The sequence below is a fragment of the Streptomonospora alba genome, from assembly GCF_000826685.1.
In the GTDB taxonomy this organism is placed as follows: domain Bacteria; phylum Actinomycetota; class Actinomycetes; order Streptosporangiales; family Streptosporangiaceae; genus Streptomonospora; species Streptomonospora alba.
Genome location: NZ_JROO01000010.1, coordinates 54,491 through 77,869 on the forward strand (window position 1 = coordinate 54,491; position 23,379 = coordinate 77,869).

Here is a 23,379-nt window from a genome sequence, read left to right on the forward strand (position 1 = left end):
CGGATCAGCTCCTGGTCGGCGCGTGCTCGCGGGCGGTGATCCAGTCGAGGACGGGAGTGATCGTGCGGTCGGAGTTGGCTTCGAGAGTGAGGCCGTGGCCGTTGCCGGTGATGCCGTGCTCGGGCAGGTGGAGCTGTTCGGCGCGGGCTCCGGCGGCGGCGAGGAACGACACGACCTCGGGGGCGAAGTCGGCGAAGTCCGAGGCGCCGCCGGTCACCACGGCGACCGGCACATCGGCCAGTGCGGGGATGCGCAGCCTCGCCGGGTCGGCGGCGCGCGCCTGCGCGGGTTCGGGGATCGGCGGATCGTAGGTGACCGGTGCGGCGGTCAGCCCCCAGGAGAGCGTGCCCATGCCGGGGATCTCGGCGAAGGCGGGGCCGATCGGCTCCACCGCCGCGATCGCCACTACGCGGCCGGGACGCGCGTCGGCGGCCAGCCAGCCCACGGGGCCTCCGGCCGAGTGGGTCACCACGACGGCAGGACCGGTGATGTCGAGCAGGCGGCCGAGCCGTTCGGCGTCCAGGCGCTGGGACTCGGCGAAGTCGGCGGGGAGCGGCCCCATCGGCGCCACCAGCTGGTCGACGAGCACCGAGTCGACACCGCCGTAGCTCCACTGCGTCTGTTGTGCGGCGGCGGTGTCGGGGAAGAAGATGCCCTGGGCCGCCTCGTAGGGGAACTGGGCTGCCATGGGGCCGATGACGTCGGGGTGGTAGGGGGAGCGGCCGTGGCCGCACCGGTCGACGATGTAGACGGCGAAGCCGGCGTCGACGAAGCGGGCGGCCCAGCCGGGGCGGCCGTCGGGGGTGCCCGTCCAGTCGGTCCCCTGGCCTCCGCCGCCGTGGACGAGGATGAGCGGGTCGGGGCGGGCGCCGTGGGCGGGAGCCTCCCAGTAGACGAACATGGGCGCGCGCTGGCAGGTTCCGTGGGCGGTGCGGACGCGGTCTCCGGGGATCCAGAACTGCCCGCGGCGCACCGCGGGTCGGGGGGCGGCCGCTATGTGGGGTGCACTCGGCGAGGTCATGGTTCCCCCTGGTGGTCCGGTGAACGGGGCCGACGGGGCTGCGCCGCGGTGCGCCATGCGCGTTTCCGCGGGGTGAGATCCACCGTAGGCCGCCTTCTCCGGTGCCGATAGGAAATGCGTGCACCCCGATGTCGGATGCGCGCAGAATCCATTTGACTCGCACCGTGATGTCCAATGCGGGGCCGATGGTGTTCGGGTGGCCGAAGTCGCGGAATGGGCGCACGGGGCCGAAGCGCCGCCCTGGATTCCGCCCGTGCGTTTCGCGCCTCTCGGCGGGGTCCTCCTGCCGTGTTGTTGTTATGATGCGCATCACATCGACCCGGAGGCGCCGACACCTCCGGCAGGCTCCGCGGCAGGTCCGAACGGTACGGGAGACGAGGACGGTGGCGCTGATAGACGGACTCGAGTCCTCCGGGCTCATCGCCGACGACCTGCCCCCGCCCGTCGCGTTCGGTTCGTGGAAGGACGCGGTCGCCCGCAGCGTGCTGCAATTCGAATTCGATTGCGACCGGCCGGGAAGGTTCTCGGGCGCGCTCAGCGACCGGTCGCTGGCCGGTGTCGGATTCATCGACATGGAATGCGGGCGGCACGCCGCCTACCGCGGGCCGGAATCGATTTCCGCCGGCGACACCGGTTACTACATTCTCACCCTTCAGCTCGCCGGACGCTTAGAGCTCACCCAGCACGACCGCACGGCCGTACTCGCCCCGGGCTCCTTCGCGCTCTACGACTCGGCGCAGCCCACCAGGGTTGTATCCAGCGACGACTACAAGTCGACGTGCATCAAGTTCCCCTATGAGCGCATCGGCGTCGGTCAGGACGCGCTGTCGGAGATCACGGCGACGGCGTTCGAATGCCGCGCGGGGCTGCCCTCGGCGGCGTGGGCGACGGTGCTGGGCCTCAACCGCGGACTGGAGTCCCTGGGCCCGAGCGGCCCGCTGGCCGTGCGCGGCATGATGGAGCTGGTGACCACCATGCTCGGCAACGAACTGGGGCGGCCGCCGCCTGCCGTCGACCACCGCGCGGAGCTGCGTGCACGGATCAGCGAGTACATCGACGCCCACCTGAGCGATCCGCGGCTGAGCCCCCGGGTGATCGCCGCGGCGCACTACATCTCCGCGCGCAACCTGCACCAGCTCTTCGAAGAATCCGAGCACACGGTGGCCGGGTGCATCCGCGCCCGGCGGGTCGAGCGGTGCGGCCGCGATCTCGCCGACCCGCGCCAGGCCGAGGTGCCGGCGTCGGCCATCGCCCTCCGCTGGGGGTTCGCCGACGCCTCCCACTTCGGCCAGGTGTTCAAGCGCCACACCGGCCAGACCCCCGCCGAGTTCCGCCGCGCCGCCTACCGCAGCCGCCGGTTCGCGCCGGAGTGACCGCACGCACGGCGACCGCACCGGCGTCGGCGCCCGCCGGCGAGGGCGCCTGCACCCGTGCGGGCGCCGGGCCCCGCGGCCCCGCGGTTCAGTGGCGCCGGCGCAGTTCGGCCGCGGCCGCGGTCAGAGAGCGGAGCTTGCCCAGCGCCGACGCGCGCGGCAGGTACTTCATGCCGCAGTCCGGTGCGAGCACGATCCGCTCCGGCTCCACGTACTCCAGAGCCCGTTCGGCGCGTTCGACCACCGTCTGCGGGGTCTCCACAGCCGGATCGGACAGGTCGAGCACGCCCAAGACGACGGTCTTGCCCGGCAGCCGCTGCAGAACGGCGCAGTCCAGGGCCGCCTGCGCGGTCTCGATCGAGACCTGGTCCACCGGGCAGTCGGCCAGCTCCGGCAGGAAGGAGTAGGCCTCCGGACGCTCGTGGATGATCGCCGCGTAACCGAAGCAGATGTGCACCGCCGTCGTGCCCGGTGCACCGTGCAGCGCCCGCGTGAGCACCTCGATCCCGTACTCCTTGGCCGCCTCCGCCCGCGCCTGCAGGTAGGGCTCGTCCAGCTGCACGATGTCGGCGCCCGCGGCGAAGGCCTCGTGCACCTCCTCGTTGACCGCGGCGGCGTAGCCCATCGCCATGGCGCGGGTATCGGGGTAGTGGTCGTTCTGCGCCTGCTGGGACATCGTGAACGGGCCCGGGACGGTCACCTTGACCCTCCTGTCGGTCAGGCCGCGAAGCGCGGCCGCATCCTGGGCGGTGACGCCGGAGCTGCGCCGGATGGCCCCCGCGACACGGGGGACCGGGTTGGGTTCGCCGCTGCGGTCCAGAGCCGTACCGGGGTTGTCGATGTCCACGCCCTGCAGCACCGTCGCGAAGTGGTTGGAGTAGCTTTCGCGCCGCACCTCGCCGTCGGTGACGATGTCCAGTCCCGCCTCGTGCTGGTCGTGCACCGCGAGCACCGTCGCGTCCTGGAAGGCCTCCTCACGCAGCTCCTCGGCGACGCGCCACAGCTCGCGCGCCCGTACCCGCGGAGGCAGGCGCCCTTTCAGCCTGTCCCTGTCGATCAGCCAGTTCGGCTGCGGATAGCTTCCGACCAGCGAGGTGGGAAAAAGCACGGCGCTCTCCTTCGTCGACGGCTGCACAGCCCCGGCCGTGCGCCCAAGGCAGGCGCGTGCCCCCGCAACCGGGCACCTGCGAGCCTAGGCAGCCCCGCCGCACGCCACAACGGTTGGCGGTGGGTCACCGCGGCGGTCGGGCGATCCGGCGCAGGAAGGTCCGGATGCGGTCGACGGCGTCGTCGTTGACGCGGTGCTCGGTGTCGTCGTAGACGTCGCAGGCCACGTGGGCACCCAGCCGGGACAGGCCCGAGGCCGTGGCGTGCACCCGGTGCAGGGGGACCCACGGGTCCTTCTCGGCCGAGGCCATGAGTACCGGAAGTCCCACCAGGCCGGCGCCGCCGCCGTCCCACTCGCGCTCGTGCGGCCCCGTGTAGCCGCCGGTGTGCAGGATCGCTCCGGCCAGGGCGGGGCGTCGCGTGAGCAGGTATTCGGCGAGCAGGCAGGCCCCCTGGGAGAAGCCCAGAGCCACGAGGGGCGCCTGGGCGGCCGACAGTTCGGCCGTGTGCGCCTCGACGGTCTCCAGCGCTTGGCCCAGGCGCGGCTCGTTCTCGCGGGCGGGCTGCATGAACCCGCCGGGGTACCAGGTGTGGTCCGCGGCGTTGGGCAGCACCCACGCGGCGCCGTCCAGGCCGACGCGCCGGGCGAGGTCGCGCATGTACTCCGCGGACTGCCCGCGCCCGTGGGCCGCGTAGACGATCACACCGGCCTCGTCGACGGGGGCGCCGTGGTGGGACCGCGGAACCGCCAGATGCGGGTTGTCGCTCATCGGCTGCCTTTCTGCGCGACGGTCGGGCCCCGGCCGCCGCGGCTCGGCGGCTCGGCGGCCGGGGCCCGCTCAGGCCGCGGAACGCGGTGGTCGTTGCGGGGCGGGTGCGGCTAATCGTCGGTGGTGACGGTTTCCAGCCGGGCGAGGATGGAGTCGCGCTCGGACTCGAACTGCGGAGGCAGCATGAAGTTCCTGCCCAGCTCCTCCGGGGACTCGTCGCAGTCCCAGCCGCCGTCCTGGTGGGTGACGGCCAGTTCGAACAGGGCGCCTCCCGGCGTGCGCACGTAGTGCGACTTGAAGTAGGTGCGGTCCTTGAGTTCGGAGATGTCGGTGTATCCGGCACCCTCGATGTCGAACTTGACCGCTTCCTGGTTGTCCAGGGTGTCCAGGTTCCAGGCGAAGTGGTGGTAGGTGCCCGCACCGAAGTACCAGGTCCCCTGATCGTCGGAGCGGTTGCCGGTCAGCTCGACGTAGTTGCCGAAGCCGTCCGAGCCCAGTTGCAGGCGTGCCCGATCGCCCTCCTCCTCGACCTTCTCGGCGGCGAAGAAGGCGTCGTTGGCGAACTCCACGAGCCGGTCCTGGTCGAAGACGTGCATGCCCACCCCGTGGATGCCGTGGACGGCGTGCTCGGGCGGCACCCCGTGGCCGGGGTGGCCCACGCGGGGGTCGCCCTCGGTGCCGACGAGGACGTACTCGATGCCCGAAGGGTGGCGCAGTTCGAGGCGCCGCTGCCCGAACGCCTCGGCGTGGGCGGCATCGACGCCGTACCGGGCCATGCGCCGGGACCAGAAGTCGAGGGAGGTGGCGGGTACCGACAGCAGCACCTCGCGGGCCTGGTTGGTGCCGCGCTTGCCGTAGACCCCGGCCTGGGCCCAGGGGAAGCACGTGATGACGGAGGAGGGATCGCCGTCGGCGTTGGAGTAGTAGAAGTGGTAGATCGGCATGGCGCCGTCGTAGAGGACGGTCTTTTTGATGAAGCGCATGCCCAGCGCCTTGGTGTGGAAGTCGACGTCGGCCTGGGCGCCTCCCACGGACAGGGTCACGTGGTGTGAGCCGAGCAGGTAGGTCATGGCTGTGCTCCTTCGTCGGTGCGCCGTCCGAGAGGCGGGGGCGGAAGTGGTGCGGAGGCCCGACAGCGGCGTCCCTGCGCCGAGGAACGCCTCATGGGATCGTCGTACAGGACGGCGGCCGAGGGAAGGGGTGCAGCCCCGCAGCGGCCGGGTTTCGCCGTTCGGCCGCCCTGCCGGCCCCGCCGGAGCGTTCGCCGCGGCGGCCGGGACGGCACGGTGCCCGCAGCGCCGGGACCCGCCGGCCGTCACCTGCCGTCGTAGGCGGCGCCGGCGATGGCGCGGAGAAGGTCGGGTAGCGTGCGACGACCTCGTCCTGCGACAGCCCGCCCGTGGGCGTGGACCGGTTCGCCGCAGCCACCCGCATCGTGGTGACCGCCCGGCCGGTGTCCACCGCGTGTCGGCCCGGCCGGTGTGCTCCAGCAGCGCCCGTGCGGGACCGGACGGGGAGCGTGACAGCGACGCGGCGGCCGGGGGAGCGGCGCCGTTACCGCCCCCGGCACCGACCGCTAGCACCGGTCCAGGACGTCTTCGATCTCGTCGGCCGCGGACTGCGCTCCGCCCGCCGCGTCCATGCGCTCGCGCATCCCCTCGATGCGCTCGTGCACCCGCGGGTCCGCGACGACCTCGTCCACCGCGTCCCACAGCGCCTCGGGGGTCGTGCCGCCCGGATCGATGCGCAGGCCCAGCCCCAGCTCGACGAGACGGTCGGCGTTGGCGCGCTGCTCGGCCATCTGCGGCAGGGCGACCATGGGCACGCGGTGGTACAGCCCTTCCATCGTGCCGCCCATCCCGGCATGGGTGACGAACGCGTGCGCGTGGCGCAGCACCGCCAGCTGCGGTACCTGCGAGTGCACCTCGACGTTGTGCGGGACGGCGCCGAGTTCGTCGGGGTCGACGTCGCCGACCGCCATCACGACGTGCCAGGGGCGGTCGGCGGCGGAATCAACGAGCATCCGGTAGAAGTCGGGCCGGTCGTTGTACGCGGTGCCCAGGGAAACCAGCAGCACCGGCGTCCCGTCGCCGGGCGGAGTCCACTCAGCTTGGAACGCGCGGTCGGTCAGCGCCGGCCCCACGAAGGCGTAGCCGTCGGTGAAGGTCTCCCCGGCGGGCTGGAAGCACCGCGGAATCGTCACGATCCTCCGAGCCGCGGAGGCGCCTTGGAAGAACCCGCCGACGTCGGTGATCCCCTCGCTGCGCAGATACCGCGCCACCCGCAGCATCGTGGCCAGGAAGCACGGGCTCAGCGGATTGATCTTCGCGTAGCGGTTCATGGACCAGTGCCGGTTGCTCACGAAGTTCGGCCATGTCTCCACCGCCGGCACCCGCCACCGGTGCGCGAGGATCCGGCCCCACCACGCGAGCGTGCCGTCGTGCACCACCAGGTCGGGTGGCCGGGCCTCGGCGAGCGCGGGCACGAGCGCCTTCGTCTCCTCCAGGAGCAGCCCCATCCCCCGGATCAGTTCCCTGCCGTGCATCTGCGGCACGGGGCCGCTGCCCATCGCCTCCATGTGGAGACCACCGGCACGAAGTCCGCGCCCGTCTCGGCGACGCCGTCGGCGAACCGCCGCGGCGCGTAGTACGTCACCGTGTGCCCTCGGCGCACCAGCTCCGCGACGATGCCGAGCGTAGGGTTGACATGCCCGGCGCCGAGCGGGCCGTAGAAGGAGATCGCCGCCACAGGGGCGATGCTATCGCCCGAGTCATCGCCCGGGAGCTGGAGCCGTTGCGCGCCAGGGGGCGGGCGGCCTGGTCGGCCGCCTGCCCGGCTGCGCCGCTTCCAGCGATCGCCCTGCCCGTCCCGACGTCACCGCGCCCCCGCCTCCTCCCGGATGCCGGGGGAGAGCGGGGGCGGCGAACCTGGGGTCAGCGGAAGCGGAATCCGGTGGTCAGTCCGGCTTCGGCGGCCCACTCTCCGGCGGGGAGTTTGTTTCCGCCGGTGTGCTGAACCCGCCCGACGCGGAGCACACCGCCGTTGAGCCGGATCGAAAAGCCCTCGTCGTCGACGTCGAGAACCTGCCCGGGCATGCCGGGGCGCTGTTCGGGGGCGAGACGGCAGTCGAAGAACCGCAGTTTCTCCCCGTTGAGGAGGGTCCACGCGCCCGGCCGGGGGTCGCAGCCCCGGATCAGGTCGTAGACCACCCGCGCGGGACGGTGCCAGTGGATCTCGACGTGCTCGTCGCGGCATCCGGGCTCGAACGTCGCCTCAGCGTGGTCCTGCTCGGTGCGCGGCGCGTCTCCCGCCGCCACCAGTGACACCGCCTCGGACATGGCCTCCACACCAAGGGGGAAGAGGCGGTCGAAGTAGAGGCTGCCCACGGTGTCGTCGGGGCCGATCGCGCACCGCTTCTGCAGCAGGATCGGGCCGGTGTCGATTCCCCGGTCCGGCCAGAAGACGCTCAGCCCGATCTCGTCGTCCCCGTTGATGAGCGCCCAGTTGATCGCCGACATGCCGCGATGCAGCGGAAGCAGACTGGGGTGGTACTGCGCCGTGCCGTACTCGGGCACCGCGAACACCTCGTCCGGAAGGAACTGGGTCACGAACGCCATGAGGCAGAAGTCGGGCTCGATCTCCTTCCACTTGACGAGGCCGCCGGGCTCTTTCAGCTCAGCGGTCGACACCCGCGGGATGCCGTCGGCTTCACTCGCCGCCCAGAGCGGGTCCTGCCGCCCGCCATCGGTGGGCTCCGGTGCCGCGATACCGGCAACGGTCACGCCATCGTCCTGCAACCGCCGGAGCACCGCTTCTCCGAAGGCCGCCTGCCCGATAATGGCAACACGCATATATCACTCCCGGCTGACATGTCCGTGGATCACCCCGTCTGAGCCTTTCGGCAAGGTATCGGATGGGTTCGGGCGAGCCACGACTGCCTGGGGGAAGGGCTGTCTCACTCAGGAGCCTGTTCGGTGTTTCCGCTCGCCGGCGCCGAGCGTGCGGCTCCGGTGCGGCAGCCGTGCACGGCACCGCTCGGCTTCGCCGGATCCGGCTTCGCTAGTGCGGCCCGCCTCCGTGGAGGAGCTGCTCGAAGGGGACCGGATCGGTGAACGAGTCCGACTCCGTATGGGGCCGGGCCGGGCGTCCTCGCACGGCTGCCGCGAGTTCGCCCGCCGCGCGGGCGATGCGCCGGTTGAGGTCGGTGTCGCCGCCCCAGTCGGCGCTGGCGGCGAAGACGGCGGTGGGTACCGCCTGTGCGCGCAGGTAGGCCAGCAGCGGGCGCAGCGCGTGCTCGAGCACCAGCGAGTGCCGTTCGGTGCCGCCGGTCGCGCCGAGCAGCACCGGCTTGTCCCGCATCGACTCGGGATCGACGACGTCCATGAAGGACTTGAACAGGCCGCTGTAGGAGGCGCTGAACGTCGGGCTCACCAGGATGAGCCCGGCTGCGGCGTCGAGCCGGTCCAGCACCTGCTGCAGGCGCCGGTCGGCGAAACCGGTGAGCAGGTGATCGGTGATGTCGTGGGCGTAGTCGCGCAGCTCGACCACCTCGATCGCGGCCTCGCCGCCGAGCTCGCCGCGGGTGGCCGTGGCCAGCCGGTCGGCCAGCAGGCGGGTGCTGGAGGGCTGTGACAGTCCCGCGGAGATCGCGAGGATGTCGGTCATTGCGGGCTCCCCTCGGTGCCGTGTCGCTGTGCCTGGACCAGGGACTCGTGGGTGGGTGCGTCGGGGACGTGGGCGGGGCGGGCCGCGTCGAACTCCTTGCGCAGCACGGGGACGACCTCCTCGCCGAGCAGGTCGAGCTGTTCCAGCACGGTCTTCAGCGGCAGGCCGGCGTGGTCGATCAGGAACAGCTGGCGCTGGTAGTCGCCGACGTAGTCGCGGAACCCCAGTGTCCTGTCGACGACCTCGGCCGGACTTCCCACGGTCAGCGGGGTCTGCTCGGAGAACTGCTCCAGTGACGGGCCTCCGCCGTAGACCGGGGCGTCGTTGAAGTAGGGCCGGAACTCCTCGACCGCGTCCTGGGAGTTGCGGCGCATGAACACCTGCCCGCCCAGGCCGACGATGGCCTGATCGGCCCCGCCGTGGCCGTAGTGCTCGAAGCGTCGGCGGTAGAGATCGACCATCCGCTTGGTGTGCTCGGGCGGCCAGAAGATGTGGTTGTGGAAGAAGCCGTCGCCGTAGTAGGCGGCCTGCTCGGCGATCTCGGGGCTGCGGATGGAACCGTGCCACACGAACGGCGGCACACCGTCCAGCGGCCGCGGCGTGGAGGTGAAGCCCTGCAGCGGGGTGCGGAACTCGCCTCGCCAGTCGACGACGTCTTCGCGCCACAGCCGGTGCAGCAGGTGGTAGTTCTCCACGGCCAGCGGGATCCCCTTGCGGATGTCCTGGCCGAACCAGGGATAGACCGGGCCCTGGTTGCCGCGGCCCATCATCAGATCCACCCGCCCGTCGGCCAGGTGCTGCAGCATCGCGAAATCCTCGGCGATCTTGACCGGGTCGTTGGTGGTGATCAGCGTCGTCGACGTGGACAGGATCAGTCGCTCGGTCCGGGCCGCGACATAGCCCAGCATCGTGGTCGGCGAGGACGGCACGAACGGCGGGTTGTGGTGCTCGCCGGTGGCGAACACGTCGAGCCCGACCTCCTCGGCCTTGCGCGCGATGGCCACCATCGCCTTGATGCGCTCGCCCTCCGTCGGCGTGCGCCCGGTCGTCGGGTCGGGCGTGACGTCCCCTACCGTGAACACCCCGAACTGCATTGCGACCTCCTCGGTCGTTCAGATTTTAACCGACCGCGTGAACGGTGGCGGGGCGGGTGCTATTCCCTCCCCGGCCGGATGCTGCGGCGCGTGCGGGGTGCGACCGCTGCGCCCGGCCCGGCCGCGCCGGTCGCGGGGGCCGAGCCCGCCTTCTGCGCACGAAGCCTGGCGGCGTCACTCCTCAGCGGCCTCCGCCCTGCTCCCCGGTCGGTGGCCCGGCCGGTTCGTCGGCCGCCCGCCGGTCCTGCAGGCGGCATCGCACACGGGTGAACACGCGCGCGAGCACGTGCAGTTCGTCCTCGTCGAGATCGTCGGTGAACAGCCGCTGCACCGTCGCGATGTGGTGGCGGTCCGCCTCGCGCAGCGCTTCGAGTCCCGTGGCGGTCAGCACCGCGTGGCTGACCCGCCTGTCGTCCGGCGAAGGGTGCCGCAGCACCCAGCCGCGCCGCTCCAGCACCTTGACCTGATAGGTCAGCCTGCTCGGCGAGAACACCATGCGCGCCGCCAGCTCACCCATCCGCAACCGATGCGCGGGACTCTCCGAGAGCACAAGCAGCACGTGGTAATCCACCAGGCTCATTCCGGCGGCCGTGCGCAGGTCCTCGTCGAGCCGGGTCTCCAGCAGCAGGCTCGCCTCGATATAGGGCCGCCAGGCGCGCCGCTGAAGCGAACTGTGCCAGGTCGACATACCTGCAGCCTAGCAAGTGCTTCAATACTTGAAATACCGACGCAGTCCGGTGCCCGAAGGTGCGGAAGGGCGCCGTGCGGTCTCTGCGTTCAGTCGGCGGAGGCGCTCTCGTGGGCGCCGCGCCTCCAGCGCAAGCGCGCTCCACGGCCGGCGCCAGACCGACGCACGACGGCAGACACCTCCACGCGTGGACATCCGATGGACCTCAAGGGGAGCCGGTCTCTAAACTGCCGGAGCAGTCGGCGATGGGGGCGAACCCGGCGGCAAGGATCCTCCCGGGAGCACGTGCACCCCACAGAGAAGAGGACCGCATGGGCCGCGAGCAGCGATCGGAGCCCCAGCCCGATGTCGCCGGACTCGGCGAGGCGACGGAGCCGGAATGGCTCACCGCCGATACCGCCGCGACGGTGACCGCGGCCGAACCGAGCCCCTTCACCGGCAGCGAGTACCGGGCCCGGCTGGACAGCGTCCGGCGCCGGATGGCCGACGCCGGGCTGGACGCGATGGTGGTGTTCCGCCCCTCCAGCGTCGAGTACCTGTGCGGCTACCACACCGCCGAGACGGCTCCCCAGCCGTTGCTGGTCACCGGAGACGACACCTACCTCTACGTTCCCGACCTGGAGGTCGGCCGGGCACTGGCCAGCTCCCGGCCGGGGCACATCCGCTACGTCGGCTACGCCGACGCGCTGCGCAGCCTCGGACTGTTCCTCGACCACGCCGCCGGGGTGCTGCCGCAGGGCGCCCGGGTGGGCGTCGAGGCCGGCCACACCTCCACCCCTCCGCATGCGGTGGAGATCCTGCGCGCCCGCCGGGTGACCGTCGTCGACCCCGACCACCTCGTCGAACGCGTCAGGCTGGTGCTTTCCGACGCCGAGATCGGCTGTGTGGAAAGGGCCGCGCTGGCCACCCGGGCGGGGACCGGCGCGGCCGCCGCCGAGGCACGCAAGCCCGACGCCACCGACTCCTCGGTCGCCGCCGCGATCGCTGCGGCGCTCTTCGAACACGCCGACTCCCCGTCGGCATGGGGGCCGGTGGTGGCCACCGGGAACCGGGCGGGCATTCCGCACTCGAGCTGGGTGCACCGCAGCCTGGGCGCGGGTCCGACGTTCCTGGAGTTCGCCGGCGCCCACCAGCGCTACCACGCGCCGGTCATGCGCACCCTGGCACTGGGACGGCTCTCGCCCGAGGACCGGCGATTGGCGGAGCTGGCGCAGACCGCGCTCGCCGCGGTGCTGGAGACCGCCAGGGCCGGAGTCCCGTGTTCCCACGTCGCCGACCACGCCGCGCGGGCGGTCGGCCGGTTGCCCGACGACGTGGTGTTCCACCGGCTCTACGGTTATCCGGTCGGGCTGGCGCACAAGCCGCACTGGATGGACGGCGCGCCTTTCTACCTCACCCAGGACAACCACGAGCTGCTGCAGAGCGGGATGGTCTTCCACGTACCGGCGTCGTTCCGCTCGTTCGGCCGCTCGGGAGTGGGGCTCAGCCAGACGTTCCTCGTGGAGGAGCACGGCACCCGGGTACTGACCCACGGCCCGGCCGAACCGATCGAGGTGCGATGACGAGCGGAGCGCGGGCGCCGGGTGAGGGCGGCCCGAGCACGCCGCAGAGCCGAGGGCCGGCCCCGGTCGCCGCGGTGCGGCGGCGGGCGGCGACGGCGGTCACGATCGCCAACAGGGAAACGCAGTCCACCCTCCCGAACCCGTCCTGTGGAACCGTTCGTGTCGCGATCGCGCACGTGGAGGCCGAGTGAGCACAGGGCCGAAACCGGAGCACGCCGTCGTCGTCGGAGCGGGCACGGTCGGCCTGTCGACGGCGTGGTTCCTGCAGGAACGCGGAGTCCGGGTCACCGTCGTGGACCGCTCCGGGACGGCGGCCGGCGCCTCCTGGGGCAACGCCGGGCTCCTGGCTCCCGCGTTCACCCTGCCGCTGCCCGAACCGGCTGTCCTGCGCTCCGGGGCCGCCTCCCTGCTCGACCGGTCCTCTCCGGTGGCCGTCCCCCTGACGGGCGGCCGGCAGCTGTGGCCCTTCCTCGCCGCGTTCGCAAGGAACTGCACTCCGGCCCGATGGCGCCGCGCGATGGCCGTCTTCAACGAGCTGAACCGCCTCAGTTTGAACGCCTATGACCGGCTCACCGACGGCGGTGTCGCGGCACCGGTCAAACACGCCGACCCGTTCATCGTCGCGTGCGCATCCCACACCGAACGCAAGCACGTCGTCGACGAGCTCGCGGCGGTGCGCGCGACCGGCGGCGAGGTCTCCTACGACCTCGCCACCGGCGACGAGCTGCGCGCCCTCGAACCGGCGCTGAGCGCAGGCGTGCGGACGGGCCTGCGTGTGCACGGCCAGCGCTTCGTCAACCCGCCCGAGTTCGCCCACGCGCTGGCCGGTGCCGTCCGCGCCCGGGGCGGCGACATCGTCGACGGGTTCGACGTGACCCGCGTGCTCGATCTCGGTGCTTCCGGTGTCGACCTGGTATCGACCGACGGACGACGGTTGCGGGCGGACGCGGCCGTACTCGCCGGCGGCGTCCGAGTGGGTTCCCTGGCCCGCCCCTTCGGCGTCCGCACACGCGTCCAGGCCGGCCGCGGCTACAGTTTCAGCGTCCACCCGCGGGAGATGCCGACCCATCCCCTCTACTTCCCCGCCCGGAAAGTGGCCTGCAATCCGCTGGGCGACCGCTTCCGGATCACCGGGATGATGGAGTTCCGCCCCGAGGACGCCCCGCTGAACCCCCGGCGCATCCACACGATCGTCGACTCGGTGCGCCCGATGCTCTCCGGCGTGGACTTCGACGCCCGCCACGAGGAGTGGGTCGGCTCGCGCCCCTGCACACCCGACGGGCTGCCGCTCATCGGCGCGACCTCCTCGCCGCGGGTGCACGTCGCCGGAGGACACGGCATGTGGGGCATCGTGCTGGGTCCGCTGACGGGTCGGCTGCTCGCCGAGTCGATGACCACCGGCCGCACCCCCGACCTGATGCGGCACTTCGACCCGCTGCGCTAGCAGGCGGCACTTCGCTCAGTGGACCGGGTGCTCGTGCCGCGGCCGGTCGGCGGCGGCATCGCCGTAGGCGGCGCATCGCCGCTTCGGAAGGAGCGCGGCCGTCCACAGCGGACGACGAAAAGGGAAGGCACGGAGTTTTCCACTCCCTGCCACTTTCAATCTATAGCGCACCGGGGGCCTTGCGGCAAGACCCGGTGCCTGCTGCAGAATTCTCGGGCCGAAGCCCGGACCCGCGGAAATCGGGATTCACAAAGCACGCGAGCTGTTGTCGACGTGCCGGTCCCGCGCGGCGCCGAACCGACGCCGGGTTCCGCGCGGGGGTGTGGGGCCGGTGCGGAGGTGCGTGATAGCGCACCCGCGGACTGCGCGAAGCGGCCGGGCGAAATGCGATGTTGTCGAACGGGGTTTTCATGATCGATGTGATCGTCGCCGGCGGGGGACCGACCGGCATGATGCTGGCCGCCGAGTTGCGGCTGCACGGCCTGCATGCGCTGGTGTTGGAGAAGGAGGAGGAGCCCGCCGCCTTCGTCCGCTCGCTCGGCCTGCACGTACGCAGCACCGAGGTGATGGACCAGCGCGGTCTTCTGGAACGGTTCCTCGCGCACGGAAAGCAGTACCCGGTCGGCGGTTTCTTCGCCGGCATCGCCAAGCCGCCGCCGGAGCGGCTGGACACCGCGCATCCTTACGTCCTCGGCATTCCGCAGACGGTCACCGATCGCCTGCTGGCCGAACGCGCCGCGGAGGTCGGCGCCGAGATCCGGCGCGGCCGCGAACTGGTCGGGCTGAGCCAGGACGAACACGGGGTGAGCGCCGACCTGGCCGACGGTACGCGCCTGCGCTCGCGCTACCTGGTCGGCTGCGACGGCGGCCGCAGCACGGTGCGCAAGCTGCTGGGCGTCGGCTTCCCCGGCGAGCCCTCCACGGTCGAGACGCTGCTGGGCGAGATGGAGGTGACCGCGCCGCCGGAGACCGTGGCCGCGGTCGTGGCCGAAGTCCGCAAGACCCAGCTGCGGTTCGGCGTCGGGCCCCTTGAGGACGGGGTGCACCGCGTCGTCGTGCCCGCCGAGGGGGTGGCCGAGGATCGCTCGGCCCCGCCGACCCTCGACGAGTTCAAGCAGCAGCTGCGGGTGGTGGCCGGCACCGACTTCGGCGTGCACTCGCCGCGCTGGCTGTCCCGGTTCGGCGACGCCACGCGGCTGGCCGAGCGCTACCGCACCGGCCGGGTGCTGCTGGCCGGCGACGCGGCGCACATCCACCCGCCGACCGGCGGGCAGGGGCTCAACCTCGGCATCCAGGACGCGTTCAACCTCGGCTGGAAGCTGGCCGCCGAGGTCGACGGCTGGGCACCGGAAGGGCTGCTGGACAGCTACCACGCCGAGCGGCATCCGGTGGCCGCCGACGTGCTGGACAACACCCGTGCGCAGATGCAGCTGATGTCCACCGAGCCGGGGCCCCGGGCGGTGCGCCGGCTGGTGTCGGAACTGATGGACTTCGATGAGGTGAACCGGTACCTGATCGAGAAGATCACCGCGATCGCGGTCCGCTACGACTTCGGCGAGGGGCACGACCTGCTCGGTCGGCGAATGCGCGACGTGGAGCTGAAGGGAGGGCGCCTCTACGAGCTGATGCACGGCGGCCGCGGGCTTCTGCTCGACCAGACCGGCCGGCTCTCGGCGGCGGGCTGGGCGGACCGGGTCGACCACGTCGTCGACGTCAGCGAGGAACTGGACGTGCCCGCGGTACTGCTGCGGCCGGACGGGCACGTGGCGTGGGCCGGTGAAGATCAGCGGGAGCTGGTCGAGCGGCTGCCCACGTGGTTCGGCGCCGCGGCCGGATGAGCGCGCGGCTGCGGCACGAAACAGGGTGCGACGTCGGGACCCGGCGCGCGTAAAGCCTCGGACGGGCCCGACTTCAGCGGCACCGGCCGTCTCCGGTCGGCGACCGCCGTGGTGACCGGGGAGCGCGGGGGAGCGGTCGGCGACCGACGGCCGCTCTCTCCCCGGAGCCGGTAGCCCCGGCTCCGGGCGTTCGAGGGCGCGCCTTAGCCTGTGAAGCGACCAACGCGGCAGATACCGGGAATTCAGCGTAGGTCCGACCCGAGCGGATTCGAGGAGCAGTGTGAGCATCAGTCCACGTGTCACGGCGATCGCCTTCCGCGTCGTGGCGATCGCCGAGGCCCTGACCTGGATCGGGCTCCTGGGCGGCATGTACGTCAAGTACCTGGGAAGCGGCAGCGAGGCGGGCGTGGAACTCTTCGGACCGGTGCACGGCGGCGCCTTCCTCGTCTACGTGGCGATCACCCTGGCCGCCGCCCTGCACCTGCGCTGGAACCTGTGGGCGGCCCTGGCGGCCCTGGCCGCGTCCGTGCCTCCCCTCGGCACCCTTGCCGCGGACTGGTGGCTGCACCGCACCGGGCGCCTGCCGACCCGCCCGCGGGAACGGGACTCCGCCCCTCACCCCGCGGCGTGAGCGTGACCGGCTCGACGGAGGCGTCGTCCCCGCTGGTGCCGGGGAGCCCGGTGTGCTCCGCCGCCGGGGCGGTCGATGGCCGGTCTCGCTGCCGGTTCACCAGCGCAGCAGGACCAGATCGGCGGAGAACCCGGGGCCCAGGGCCATGAGCAGCCCCGGTTCGCCCTCGGACGGGCGGCGCTCGGCAATCGTCTCCTCCAGTACGTCGAGCACCGAGACCGACGACAGGTTCCCCAGCCGCCGGAGGGACCGCCAGGTGAGGTCGAGGTCGCCGGGGCCGAGCGCAAGAACGCTGCTGAGCTTGTCGATCACCTTGGGGCCGCCGGGGTGGCACACCCACGACGCCACCTCCTCCGGCGCGAGCCCGTGGTCGTCGAGGAACGAGGCGACATCCTCGGCGAGGACGGACTCCACGTGGTCCGCCAGGTCGGCGGCAAGGATCGTGCGGAACCCGTGCTCACCGATGTCCCAGCCCATGAGGCGGTCGGTGTCGGGGTACAGCTTGCTGCGGGACGCCACGACCCGGGGCCCGTGCCCGGCCGCATCGCTCCGCTCGGCGCGCTGTTCCCCCAGCGCCACCACCGCCGCGGCCCCATCTCCGAACAGGCCGCTGGCCACCAGGTTCGCCTTGGAGGTGTCGTCGCGCTGCAGGGTCAAGGAGCACAGTTCGACGCACACCAGCAGGGCCACCTGGTCCGGCCAGCCGTGCAGGTAGTCGTGCAGCCGCGCCAATCCGGCGGCGCCCGCCGAGCACCCCAGCCCGAACACCGGCACGCGTTTGACGTCGGCCCGGAATCCGACGCGCTGGGCCAGGCGAGCGTCCAGCGAGGGGGTGGCGATGCCGGTGGAGGAGCACACGATCACCTGGTCCACCTCGCTCGGGGCCACCTGCGCCCGCGAGAGGGCCGCCTGTATCGCACGCTCTCCCAGGTCGAGCGCGTTGTCGATGAAGGCGTCGTTGGCCGTGGTGAAGTCGTTCAGCTTCCGGTACTCCTCAAGCGGCCACACCAGGGGCCGACCGGTCACCTGGGTGGCGGCATGGAACCGGCGCAGCAGTCGTTCATCGGCCTCCGTCCACCGCGCGAAGGCGTCGGTGATCTCTTCTTGGCTGTAGTAATGCTCCGGCAGCACAGTCCGTACGGCCGCGATACGCATGACGTCTCCCAGATCTGCCCCGGACCCGCCCCGTTCGCGGACCTCCGAGCGGGATCGGCGGATCACCCGTGGCGTGTACGCCCCCACGAACGACGAAGAGGGCGATCGCCTCACCGATCCCGCTACCCGGTAAGCCCAGTGCTAACGACGCGGAGAAAGGCGGCCTCTCCGGCGGCAACCGACGGACCCGTGGGCGCCGTTCGCCACGACCGCCGTGCCGGCCCGTCGCCCGGCCCCGAAGCCGATCCTCCTCGCGGGACACCTTCCTGCCGCCGGTCAGCCGCCCACACCGGGAGGTCCGTCGAGCACGGTGGGCACGTACTCGAGCAACTGGAGCCGACCGTCGAACGTGCGGCTGTCGACCAGGTCGAGGGCGATGTCGGGGTACCCGTCGTAGATGCGGTCCCTGCCGGTGGCGCCGGTGATGACGGGGAAGACGACCACGCGGAAGCGGTCGACGACGCCGGCTCGGAGCAGCGACCGGCACAGGCTGAGACTGCCGATGGTGCGCAGAGGGCGGGAGTCGCGCCGTTTCATGTCCTGTACGGCCGCGACCGCGTCCCCGGCGACCAGCTCGGTGTTGTCCCACGACAGAGGGGGCTCCAAGGTCGAGGAGAACACGACCTTGGGCGTCGCGGTCAATTCCGCGAGGCCGGGCTCGTCGGGCGCCTCGGCGGCGAACCCGGACATCAGCCGGTAGGTCGTCGCGCCCATGAGGGCGACGTGCTCGTGTTCGGCGCCTTTCCCGATCCAGGCGAGATACTCGGGCCCCTCCATGCCCCAGAAGCCGGGCCAGCCCTCCGCGGCCGCGTAACCGTCGAGTGAAACGATGAAATCGACCATCAGGCTCGGCATCGGTCTTCCCTTTCCGTCGGCGGCGCTGGCGCGCCCTGCGCGTGCTCCGGTCGAGCCGCATCGGTTGACGGGCTCGCCGGTGGTGACCGATCGCAAAGCGGAAACTCATCGCCTCGGACCCGAACGAACACGACGGCCCGCCTGACCACGGGAACGCCCGTACCTCCGTGCAAGCCGGTGCCAGCGGCGCTCCCCGCGCGGCTCTCACCGGGCGCGGGGTCGCGGCTCACTCGGAGCGCGGACCGCTGAGGCCGGCTGATCAGGCCGTTGGGCCGGCCTCGCCGTCTCCGGCGCCGGCCGCAGGAACGACCGGTTGCCGCAGGACGGTTCGAAGCTTCTCGGGTGCGACCTTGCGGGCGTCGCCGAGGTAGATCTCGTGGTGCCTGCCGCTCATGCGCAGCCCGTTGTCCGGGATGAACCCGCGGTGCATCCGCGCGAGCACGTCCGCCTCGTCGTCGTAGGACCCGATGTGCAGCGTCTGCACGCACCGTCCCTCGGACAGCGTCTCCAGCCGGACCTCGTCCAGACGCTTCGGCCGGTTCTTCTCCCCCACCCGTTCGACGGCGGCGGCGAACATGTCCTGGCCGATCCAGTCCGGGACCATGATCATCAGCGTCCAGTCCCATCGCGACTTGTCTCGCGCAGCCGTGAACGCGTCCATGTCCTCGGCCCACCAGAGGCCCTCCAACGGCATGACGACGTAGTCGCGTCCGAGGCCCTGCTTGCTGGCGAACTTCAGCTTGTAGGCCATCGGGTAGAGCGCTTCGACCGCTTCGGTGAACGCGGGTGAGGTGTTGGGGTCACCATGCCCGTCGATCATGAGGTACTGCAGATCAGGCACCTCCACGATCCGGAACCGGTCCCGTGCCGCCCGGTAGGCGTCGAGTGTCTTCTTGAAGTCGATCTTTTCGGTCATCGGGCACCTGGACTCGGTCGGCGAGCCACGACCTTTCCGCCTCCAAGAGGCTCAGTGAATAGGAGAACACCTCGCGCCCCGGATGACGCGGCATCGGTCGGCGTGCCGAGCGAGATCCGGTCAGCGTCCCGACCGGATCCGGGGAGCAGGACGATCCACGGATCCGCAGGTGCAATCAACCTCGGGTGAATAAGGGTCACCATGGCCGCCGGCTCCGGGTTTCGCATATTCGGAGAAGCACGTGCGGCTGTTGCCGATCGATGTCGCACCTTTATATGTTCTCCAGGGGTTGCCGGGTTCCAAGCGATTTCATGTAGCACGCCGGTATCCCGCGAGTCGATATGGGAGGAATCCTGCGACGCACGCCAAGCGGCTGCTCAGCCGAGCCTCCTCCTGGGGCGCCGGGCGCATCCACCCTGGAATCCGGCATCGACGTGGGCAGCCTGGACCGGGCGGGTCGGACCGAAACTCCGCACCTCGACGTCGTTCCTGCAGCACGTCGGACGCCCGGGGCGGCGCCCGGGCGCCGGGCGCACGGGGGCGCAGGAGCCGACGCTGCGCGCAGCACGCCCTCTCGCTCACCGCCGCTCAGGTGCACTCCGCGTACTCGGTGGTGAAGATGCCGTCGGCAGCGTCGTAGCAGATCCCGACCGGGGGAAGCCCTTCCCCCTCGGCGGTCGGGTGCTGGAAGGCCAGCAGGCCGCTTTCCGGCGCGCCGGGGATCGAGAGGGTGAACTCGTTGGTCTCCTGCCCCTGCGGCTCCTCCAGGTCGGGGGTGTAGCTGAACTCCGCGTCCGGAGTCAGCTCCTCGCCGTCGGCGACCACGTGGAACGCGTCCTGGGCGAACTCGGGCGCATGCGCCCGAACTCCCTGGGTCTGCCCGTTGACGGTGAACCGGATCCCGCCGCCGGCGGGTTCCGGGCTGTGGACGAATACCTGCGTTGAGGCGATGCCGCCGCCCAAGGACGCCGTGAACAGCCCGACGTTCCCCTGCGCGGCACCGACCTCGGCCGTCGCGCTCTCGACGTCGTTTGCGCTGGAGACCTGGTCGACGGCGGCGGCGGGCAGGGCGTCGTCGTCGCCTTCCTGGCCGTCCCCGCTCCCGCTGTCGCCTCCGTCGCCCGCCTGACCGCTCCCGCTGCTACCGTCGTCGCCCGCCTGGCCGTCCCCGCCCGCCTGGCCGACGTCGCTCCCGGTGTCCGCGCCGTCTCCGCCGTTGCCTGCGCCGCCCTGCTCGGACAGCAGGTCCATCGCTACGGGGGCGACGAAGGCCCCGCCGCCCACGAGCGCCAGGGCGCCCACGACCGCCCCGGCGATCAGCAGGGGACGGCGGAGCCGCTTGCGGGGCGGCTTCGGCGGCGCCGCTTCCATCCCGGTCCACTCCGCGTTGAGCAGCGTGGTGACCGCGGTATCCGGAGCCGGGGCGAGGGCGGGATCCGGGGCGCGGGTGGTGCCCCACAGCTGCTTGACGGCTTGGAGTGTCGTTCCCGCCGCGGGACGGGCGGCCGGGTCCTTCGCCAGCGCCGCCTCCAGCAGCGGCCGGAGTTCGTCGGATACGCCCTCCAGATCGGGCTCGGACCGCATCACCCGATAGGCCAGCGCGTTCGGCGCGCCGGACCCGAACGGCTCTCGGCCGGTGGCGGCGAAGGCCACCAGGGCTCCCCAGGAGAAGATGTCGGACCGCTCGGTGAGCCGGCCGCTGCCGTACTGCTCCGGGCTCATCCAGCCGGCAGTGCCGACGACCCCGCCGGTGCGCGTGAGCGCGGTCTCCTCGACCGCGCGGGCGATCCCGAAGTCGAGCACCTTGGGGCCCGACGGTCCCAGGATGACGTTGCCCGGCTTGAGGTCCCGGTGCACGATGCCCTGGCCGTGGATGGCGTGCAGCGCCTCCGCGAGGCCGGCGGCCAGCGCCAGGAGCTTCCCGCCGCTCAGCGCGCCGTTCATGCGGAGGTACTCGCGCAGCGTGGGCCCGGGAACGTACTCGGTGGCCAGCCAGGCGGGGGTGCTCCGGGTGTCGGCGCCGCGAAACGCCGGCACACAAGGGCTGTGCACCCGCTGCACCAGGTCGACCTCGCGGGCGAACCGGGTCCGGAACTCGGGGTCCGTGGCGAGTTCGTCGAGTATCACCTTCACCGCGACGTACTGGTCGCGCTGGTCGTGCCGGCGGTCTTGGGCGGCGAACACGGTCCCCATCCCGCCCGCACCGACGCGGCCCACCACCGTGTAGGGGCCGATGCGTCCGGGGTCGTCGTCCAGCAGCGGGCGGAAGCGCTCGGGGGGTGCGTCAGTCATCGACCTGTTCCCGTGTCAGTGCGGCGGTGCGGGATCGTTCGTGCGGGTTCGACGCGCGGCGTCGCCGTCCGGTTCAGCCGCGTCCATCCGGTCGCCTCGGGGTGCCCGGGCCCGGGTCACCCGCACGGCAGTCCGCCGCCCTCGCCGCCCCCCATCGGCGGCTGGTCGTGCCACCCGGGGCCCTCCTCGTAGCACACCCCGAAGGCGTTGCGTTCCGGCGCTGTGAGGGTGTGTCCCCACAGCTCCTCGGGAGGCTCGTAGCGGAGGTAGCGCATCTCGTACTCCGTGACGGGGCTGGCGGCCGGGTTCTCGTTCTCCGGCGGGACGTCGTGGACGGTGAGGGTGAACTCCTCGGTGGGCCGGTCGGCGTCCAGCGTGGTCAGCACCTCGGAGTCCCTGGACCGGTAGAACCTGTCCCAGTCCCGGTTGTAGAGGTTCTCCTCGTCCTCCTCCTGCAGCCGGAACTCCATGGCCTGGAAATCCTGGGTGTGCAGGGTGTAGCTGCCCGTGTCGCGGAAGTACTCGGCGCTGCCGGCGAAGACGACGTCCTCGCCCCGGCGCTCGGCGGAGGAGAAGCTGATGTGCAACTGCGGCTCCCAATCCCCGACAGTGGCCCCGCCGTCGCTGTGCGCCTGCCGGGTGGCGACCTCGATGGTCTCGGGGGAGATGTTCTCCACCTGCACCGCGCCGACGGTGAAGTCGTCCTCGGAGTCGACGGCGCGCAGGTTGGCGCCGCCCTGGTCGATGTCGGCAAGGTCGTCGCCGCCGGAGCCGCCCTGCGCCTCCCCTGAGCCGCCCTGTGGCCCGCCGCCGTCGCCCTGCGCGCCGCCGCCGTCGCCGGCCTGCCCTTGCTCCCCGCTGCCGCCTTCCAGGGCGCCCGTGGTGCGCTGCCAGGCCACGGTTCCCGCGCCCCCGATCAGCACCAGTGCGAGCGCCGCGGCCACCGGCACCAGCACCCTGGGGCTGCGCCACCGGGAGCGCTTGGGCGGGGCGAGGCTGTTCCACGTGGTGGTGCTGTCCTCGGCGCCCCCGACCCCGGTCCAGCGTTGTACCAGCAGGTCGGGGAGGACGCTGGTCGCCTCCTCGTTCGTGACCTGCGGGCTTCCCGTCCACAGTGCGGTGACCGCGTTCAGCGCCTGGGTGGCGGTGGGACGCCGGGCCGGGTCCTTGGCCATCGCCGCGGCGACCAGCGGACGCAGCTGCTCGGGAACCCCCGCCAGGTCGGGTTCGTGCTCCAGGGTGCGGAACGCGAGCTCCTCCGCGGTTCCCGAGCCGAACGGGCGCCGGCCCGCGGCCGCATAGGCCACCAGCCCGCCCCAGGCGAACATGTCCGACTGCGGTGCGGGGTCGGCACCCCGGTACTGCTCCGGGGCGAGCCACCCCGGGGTGCCGAAGAGGCCGCCGGTGCGGGTGATCGCGGACTCCTCGACCGCCCGGGCGATCCCGAAGTCCAACACCTTGGGCCCCGACGGCGCGAGGATGACGTTGCCCGGCTTGAGGTCGCGGTGCACGATTCCGGCAGCGTGCACCACCTGCAGCGCCTCGGTGATCCCGGCGGCCAGCCCCAGCAGCATGTCGCCGCTCAGCGGGCCGTTCTGGTCGAGGTGCCCCTTCAGCGTCAGGCCCGGCACGTACTCGATACCCAGCCACGGGCGATCGCCCGTGGTGTCGGCGTCACGGAACTCCGGTACACAGGTCCCGGTCACCCGGCGCAGCAGGTCCACCTCGCGGGCGAAGCGCGCGCGGAACTCGGCGTCGGTGGCGTACTGGCGGTGCACCACCTTCAGCGCCAGCGGGGCGCCGTCGTCGTCGACGGCCGCGTAGACGGCCCCCATCCCACCCGAGCCCAACCGCCCGACGACACGGTAGCCGCCGATCCGGGTCGGGTCCTTGTCAGTGCGAGGAGCGAGGCCGGCGGCGGCGAACTGATCAGGAGGACTGTGCACTGGGCTCTTCCGGGGGGCAACA

Annotated in this window: 20 protein-coding genes; 5 read left to right on the top strand and 15 right to left on the bottom strand. The window is 71.9% G+C overall.

Annotated features, from left to right (window positions below):
• Window positions 1-4: 4 nt before the first annotated feature.
• On the bottom strand, window positions 5-1,021 hold the full coding sequence (locus LP52_RS06440; protein WP_052809517.1) for an alpha/beta fold hydrolase: 1,017 nt from the start codon (window positions 1,019-1,021) through the stop codon (window positions 5-7).
• Between the two features lie 383 nt (window positions 1,022-1,404).
• On the opposite strand from LP52_RS06440, the gene LP52_RS06445 reads away from it, so the two are divergent.
• Window positions 1,405-2,394, top strand: a complete 990-nt coding sequence (locus tag LP52_RS06445; RefSeq protein WP_202966059.1) for an AraC-like ligand-binding domain-containing protein — start codon at window positions 1,405-1,407, stop codon at window positions 2,392-2,394.
• An 88-nt stretch (window positions 2,395-2,482) separates the two neighbouring features.
• On the opposite strand, the gene LP52_RS06450 is transcribed toward LP52_RS06445, so the two are convergent.
• The 9 genes from LP52_RS06450 to LP52_RS06485 all read right to left on the bottom strand — a co-directional run bounded on the left by LP52_RS06450 (window position 2,483) and on the right by LP52_RS06485 (window position 10,718).
• A complete protein-coding gene (locus LP52_RS06450; protein ID WP_040271611.1) occupies window positions 2,483-3,502 on the bottom strand; it encodes a uroporphyrinogen decarboxylase family protein in 1,020 nt (339 codons plus the stop codon).
• A gap of 124 nt (window positions 3,503-3,626) precedes the next feature.
• On the bottom strand, window positions 3,627-4,271 hold the full coding sequence (locus tag LP52_RS06455) for an alpha/beta hydrolase (protein ID WP_040271613.1): 645 nt from the start codon (window positions 4,269-4,271) through the stop codon (window positions 3,627-3,629).
• A 110-nt stretch (window positions 4,272-4,381) separates the two neighbouring features.
• Entirely contained in the window at window positions 4,382-5,341 is a 960-nt protein-coding gene (locus LP52_RS06460; RefSeq protein WP_040271614.1) for a VOC family protein, read from the bottom strand.
• A gap of 506 nt (window positions 5,342-5,847) precedes the next feature.
• Window positions 5,848-6,840 (bottom strand): macrolide family glycosyltransferase, encoded by a 993-nt coding sequence (locus LP52_RS06465; protein WP_052809518.1) that lies wholly within the window; start codon window positions 6,838-6,840, stop codon window positions 5,848-5,850.
• Window positions 6,798-7,019: a hypothetical protein gene (locus tag LP52_RS27990; protein ID WP_202966061.1), complete on the bottom strand. Its 222-nt coding sequence runs from the start codon at window positions 7,017-7,019 to the stop codon at window positions 6,798-6,800. Before LP52_RS27990 ends, LP52_RS06465 begins: the two co-directional genes overlap by 43 nt.
• A gap of 185 nt (window positions 7,020-7,204) precedes the next feature.
• Window positions 7,205-8,122, bottom strand: a complete 918-nt coding sequence (locus tag LP52_RS06470; RefSeq protein ID WP_040271616.1) for a methionyl-tRNA formyltransferase — start codon at window positions 8,120-8,122, stop codon at window positions 7,205-7,207.
• 208 nt (window positions 8,123-8,330) lie between these two features.
• Complete coding sequence (locus LP52_RS06475; RefSeq protein WP_040271617.1) at window positions 8,331-8,936, bottom strand: FMN reductase; 606 nt, start codon at window positions 8,934-8,936, stop codon at window positions 8,331-8,333.
• Complete coding sequence (locus LP52_RS06480) at window positions 8,933-10,030, bottom strand: LLM class flavin-dependent oxidoreductase (RefSeq protein ID WP_040271619.1); 1,098 nt, start codon at window positions 10,028-10,030, stop codon at window positions 8,933-8,935. Before LP52_RS06480 ends, LP52_RS06475 begins: the two co-directional genes overlap by 4 nt.
• Window positions 10,031-10,211: 181 nt before the next feature.
• On the bottom strand, window positions 10,212-10,718 hold the full coding sequence (locus LP52_RS06485; RefSeq protein ID WP_052809520.1) for a MarR family winged helix-turn-helix transcriptional regulator: 507 nt from the start codon (window positions 10,716-10,718) through the stop codon (window positions 10,212-10,214).
• A 311-nt stretch (window positions 10,719-11,029) separates the two neighbouring features.
• Between LP52_RS06485 and LP52_RS06490 the strand changes: the two genes are divergently transcribed.
• The 4 genes from LP52_RS06490 to LP52_RS06505 all read left to right on the top strand — a co-directional run bounded on the left by LP52_RS06490 (window position 11,030) and on the right by LP52_RS06505 (window position 16,193).
• Window positions 11,030-12,280, top strand: a complete 1,251-nt coding sequence (locus LP52_RS06490; protein WP_040271621.1) for a M24 family metallopeptidase — start codon at window positions 11,030-11,032, stop codon at window positions 12,278-12,280.
• A 187-nt stretch (window positions 12,281-12,467) separates the two neighbouring features.
• A complete protein-coding gene (locus LP52_RS06495) occupies window positions 12,468-13,724 on the top strand; it encodes an NAD(P)/FAD-dependent oxidoreductase (RefSeq protein WP_040271623.1) in 1,257 nt (418 codons plus the stop codon).
• 410 nt (window positions 13,725-14,134) lie between these two features.
• Window positions 14,135-15,562, top strand: coding sequence for a rifampin monooxygenase (gene rox, locus LP52_RS06500; RefSeq protein WP_040271624.1), 1,428 nt, complete (start codon window positions 14,135-14,137; stop codon window positions 15,560-15,562).
• A gap of 280 nt (window positions 15,563-15,842) precedes the next feature.
• Window positions 15,843-16,193: a DUF3817 domain-containing protein gene (locus tag LP52_RS06505; protein WP_040271626.1), complete on the top strand. Its 351-nt coding sequence runs from the start codon at window positions 15,843-15,845 to the stop codon at window positions 16,191-16,193.
• Between the two features lie 96 nt (window positions 16,194-16,289).
• Here the strand turns inward: LP52_RS06505 and LP52_RS06510 are convergent, their stop codons facing one another.
• The 5 genes from LP52_RS06510 to LP52_RS06530 form a co-directional block, all read right to left on the bottom strand.
• On the bottom strand, window positions 16,290-17,348 hold the full coding sequence (locus LP52_RS06510) for a type III polyketide synthase (RefSeq protein ID WP_040271627.1): 1,059 nt from the start codon (window positions 17,346-17,348) through the stop codon (window positions 16,290-16,292).
• Window positions 17,349-17,624: 276 nt separating this feature from the next.
• On the bottom strand, window positions 17,625-18,203 hold the full coding sequence (locus LP52_RS06515) for a dihydrofolate reductase family protein (protein WP_040271628.1): 579 nt from the start codon (window positions 18,201-18,203) through the stop codon (window positions 17,625-17,627).
• Window positions 18,204-18,462: 259 nt separating this feature from the next.
• Window positions 18,463-19,119 carry a GyrI-like domain-containing protein gene (locus tag LP52_RS06520; protein WP_040271630.1) on the bottom strand — a complete coding sequence of 219 codons (657 nt, stop codon included), beginning with the start codon at window positions 19,117-19,119 and terminating at the stop codon, window positions 18,463-18,465.
• A 588-nt stretch (window positions 19,120-19,707) separates the two neighbouring features.
• A complete protein-coding gene (locus LP52_RS27910; RefSeq protein ID WP_040271631.1) occupies window positions 19,708-21,411 on the bottom strand; it encodes a serine/threonine-protein kinase in 1,704 nt (567 codons plus the stop codon).
• A gap of 116 nt (window positions 21,412-21,527) precedes the next feature.
• Window positions 21,528-23,357, bottom strand: a complete 1,830-nt coding sequence (locus LP52_RS06530) for a serine/threonine-protein kinase (RefSeq protein WP_052809521.1) — start codon at window positions 23,355-23,357, stop codon at window positions 21,528-21,530.
• Between the last annotated feature and the right edge of the window lie 22 nt (window positions 23,358-23,379).

Coding starts and splice junctions, on each gene's coding strand:
- LP52_RS06440 (WP_052809517.1), bottom strand. CDS start 1,021: ATGACCTCGCCGAGTGCACCCCACATAGCGGCCGCCCCCCGACCCGCG.
- LP52_RS06455 (WP_040271613.1), bottom strand. CDS start 4,271: ATGAGCGACAACCCGCATCTGGCGGTTCCGCGGTCCCACCACGGCGCC.
- LP52_RS06460 (WP_040271614.1), bottom strand. CDS start 5,341: ATGACCTACCTGCTCGGCTCACACCACGTGACCCTGTCCGTGGGAGGC.
- LP52_RS06465 (WP_052809518.1), bottom strand. CDS start 6,840: ATGGGCAGCGGCCCCGTGCCGCAGATGCACGGCAGGGAACTGATCCGG.
- LP52_RS06470 (WP_040271616.1), bottom strand. CDS start 8,122: ATGCGTGTTGCCATTATCGGGCAGGCGGCCTTCGGAGAAGCGGTGCTC.
- LP52_RS06475 (WP_040271617.1), bottom strand. CDS start 8,936: ATGACCGACATCCTCGCGATCTCCGCGGGACTGTCACAGCCCTCCAGC.
- LP52_RS06480 (WP_040271619.1), bottom strand. CDS start 10,030: ATGCAGTTCGGGGTGTTCACGGTAGGGGACGTCACGCCCGACCCGACG.
- LP52_RS06485 (WP_052809520.1), bottom strand. CDS start 10,718: ATGTCGACCTGGCACAGTTCGCTTCAGCGGCGCGCCTGGCGGCCCTAT.
- LP52_RS06490 (WP_040271621.1), top strand. CDS start 11,030: ATGGGCCGCGAGCAGCGATCGGAGCCCCAGCCCGATGTCGCCGGACTC.
- rox (WP_040271624.1), top strand. CDS start 14,135: ATGATCGATGTGATCGTCGCCGGCGGGGGACCGACCGGCATGATGCTG.
- LP52_RS06510 (WP_040271627.1), bottom strand. CDS start 17,348: ATGCGTATCGCGGCCGTACGGACTGTGCTGCCGGAGCATTACTACAGC.
- LP52_RS06515 (WP_040271628.1), bottom strand. CDS start 18,203: ATGCCGAGCCTGATGGTCGATTTCATCGTTTCACTCGACGGTTACGCG.
- LP52_RS06520 (WP_040271630.1), bottom strand. CDS start 19,119: ATGACCGAAAAGATCGACTTCAAGAAGACACTCGACGCCTACCGGGCG.
- LP52_RS27910 (WP_040271631.1), bottom strand. CDS start 21,411: ATGACTGACGCACCCCCCGAGCGCTTCCGCCCGCTGCTGGACGACGAC.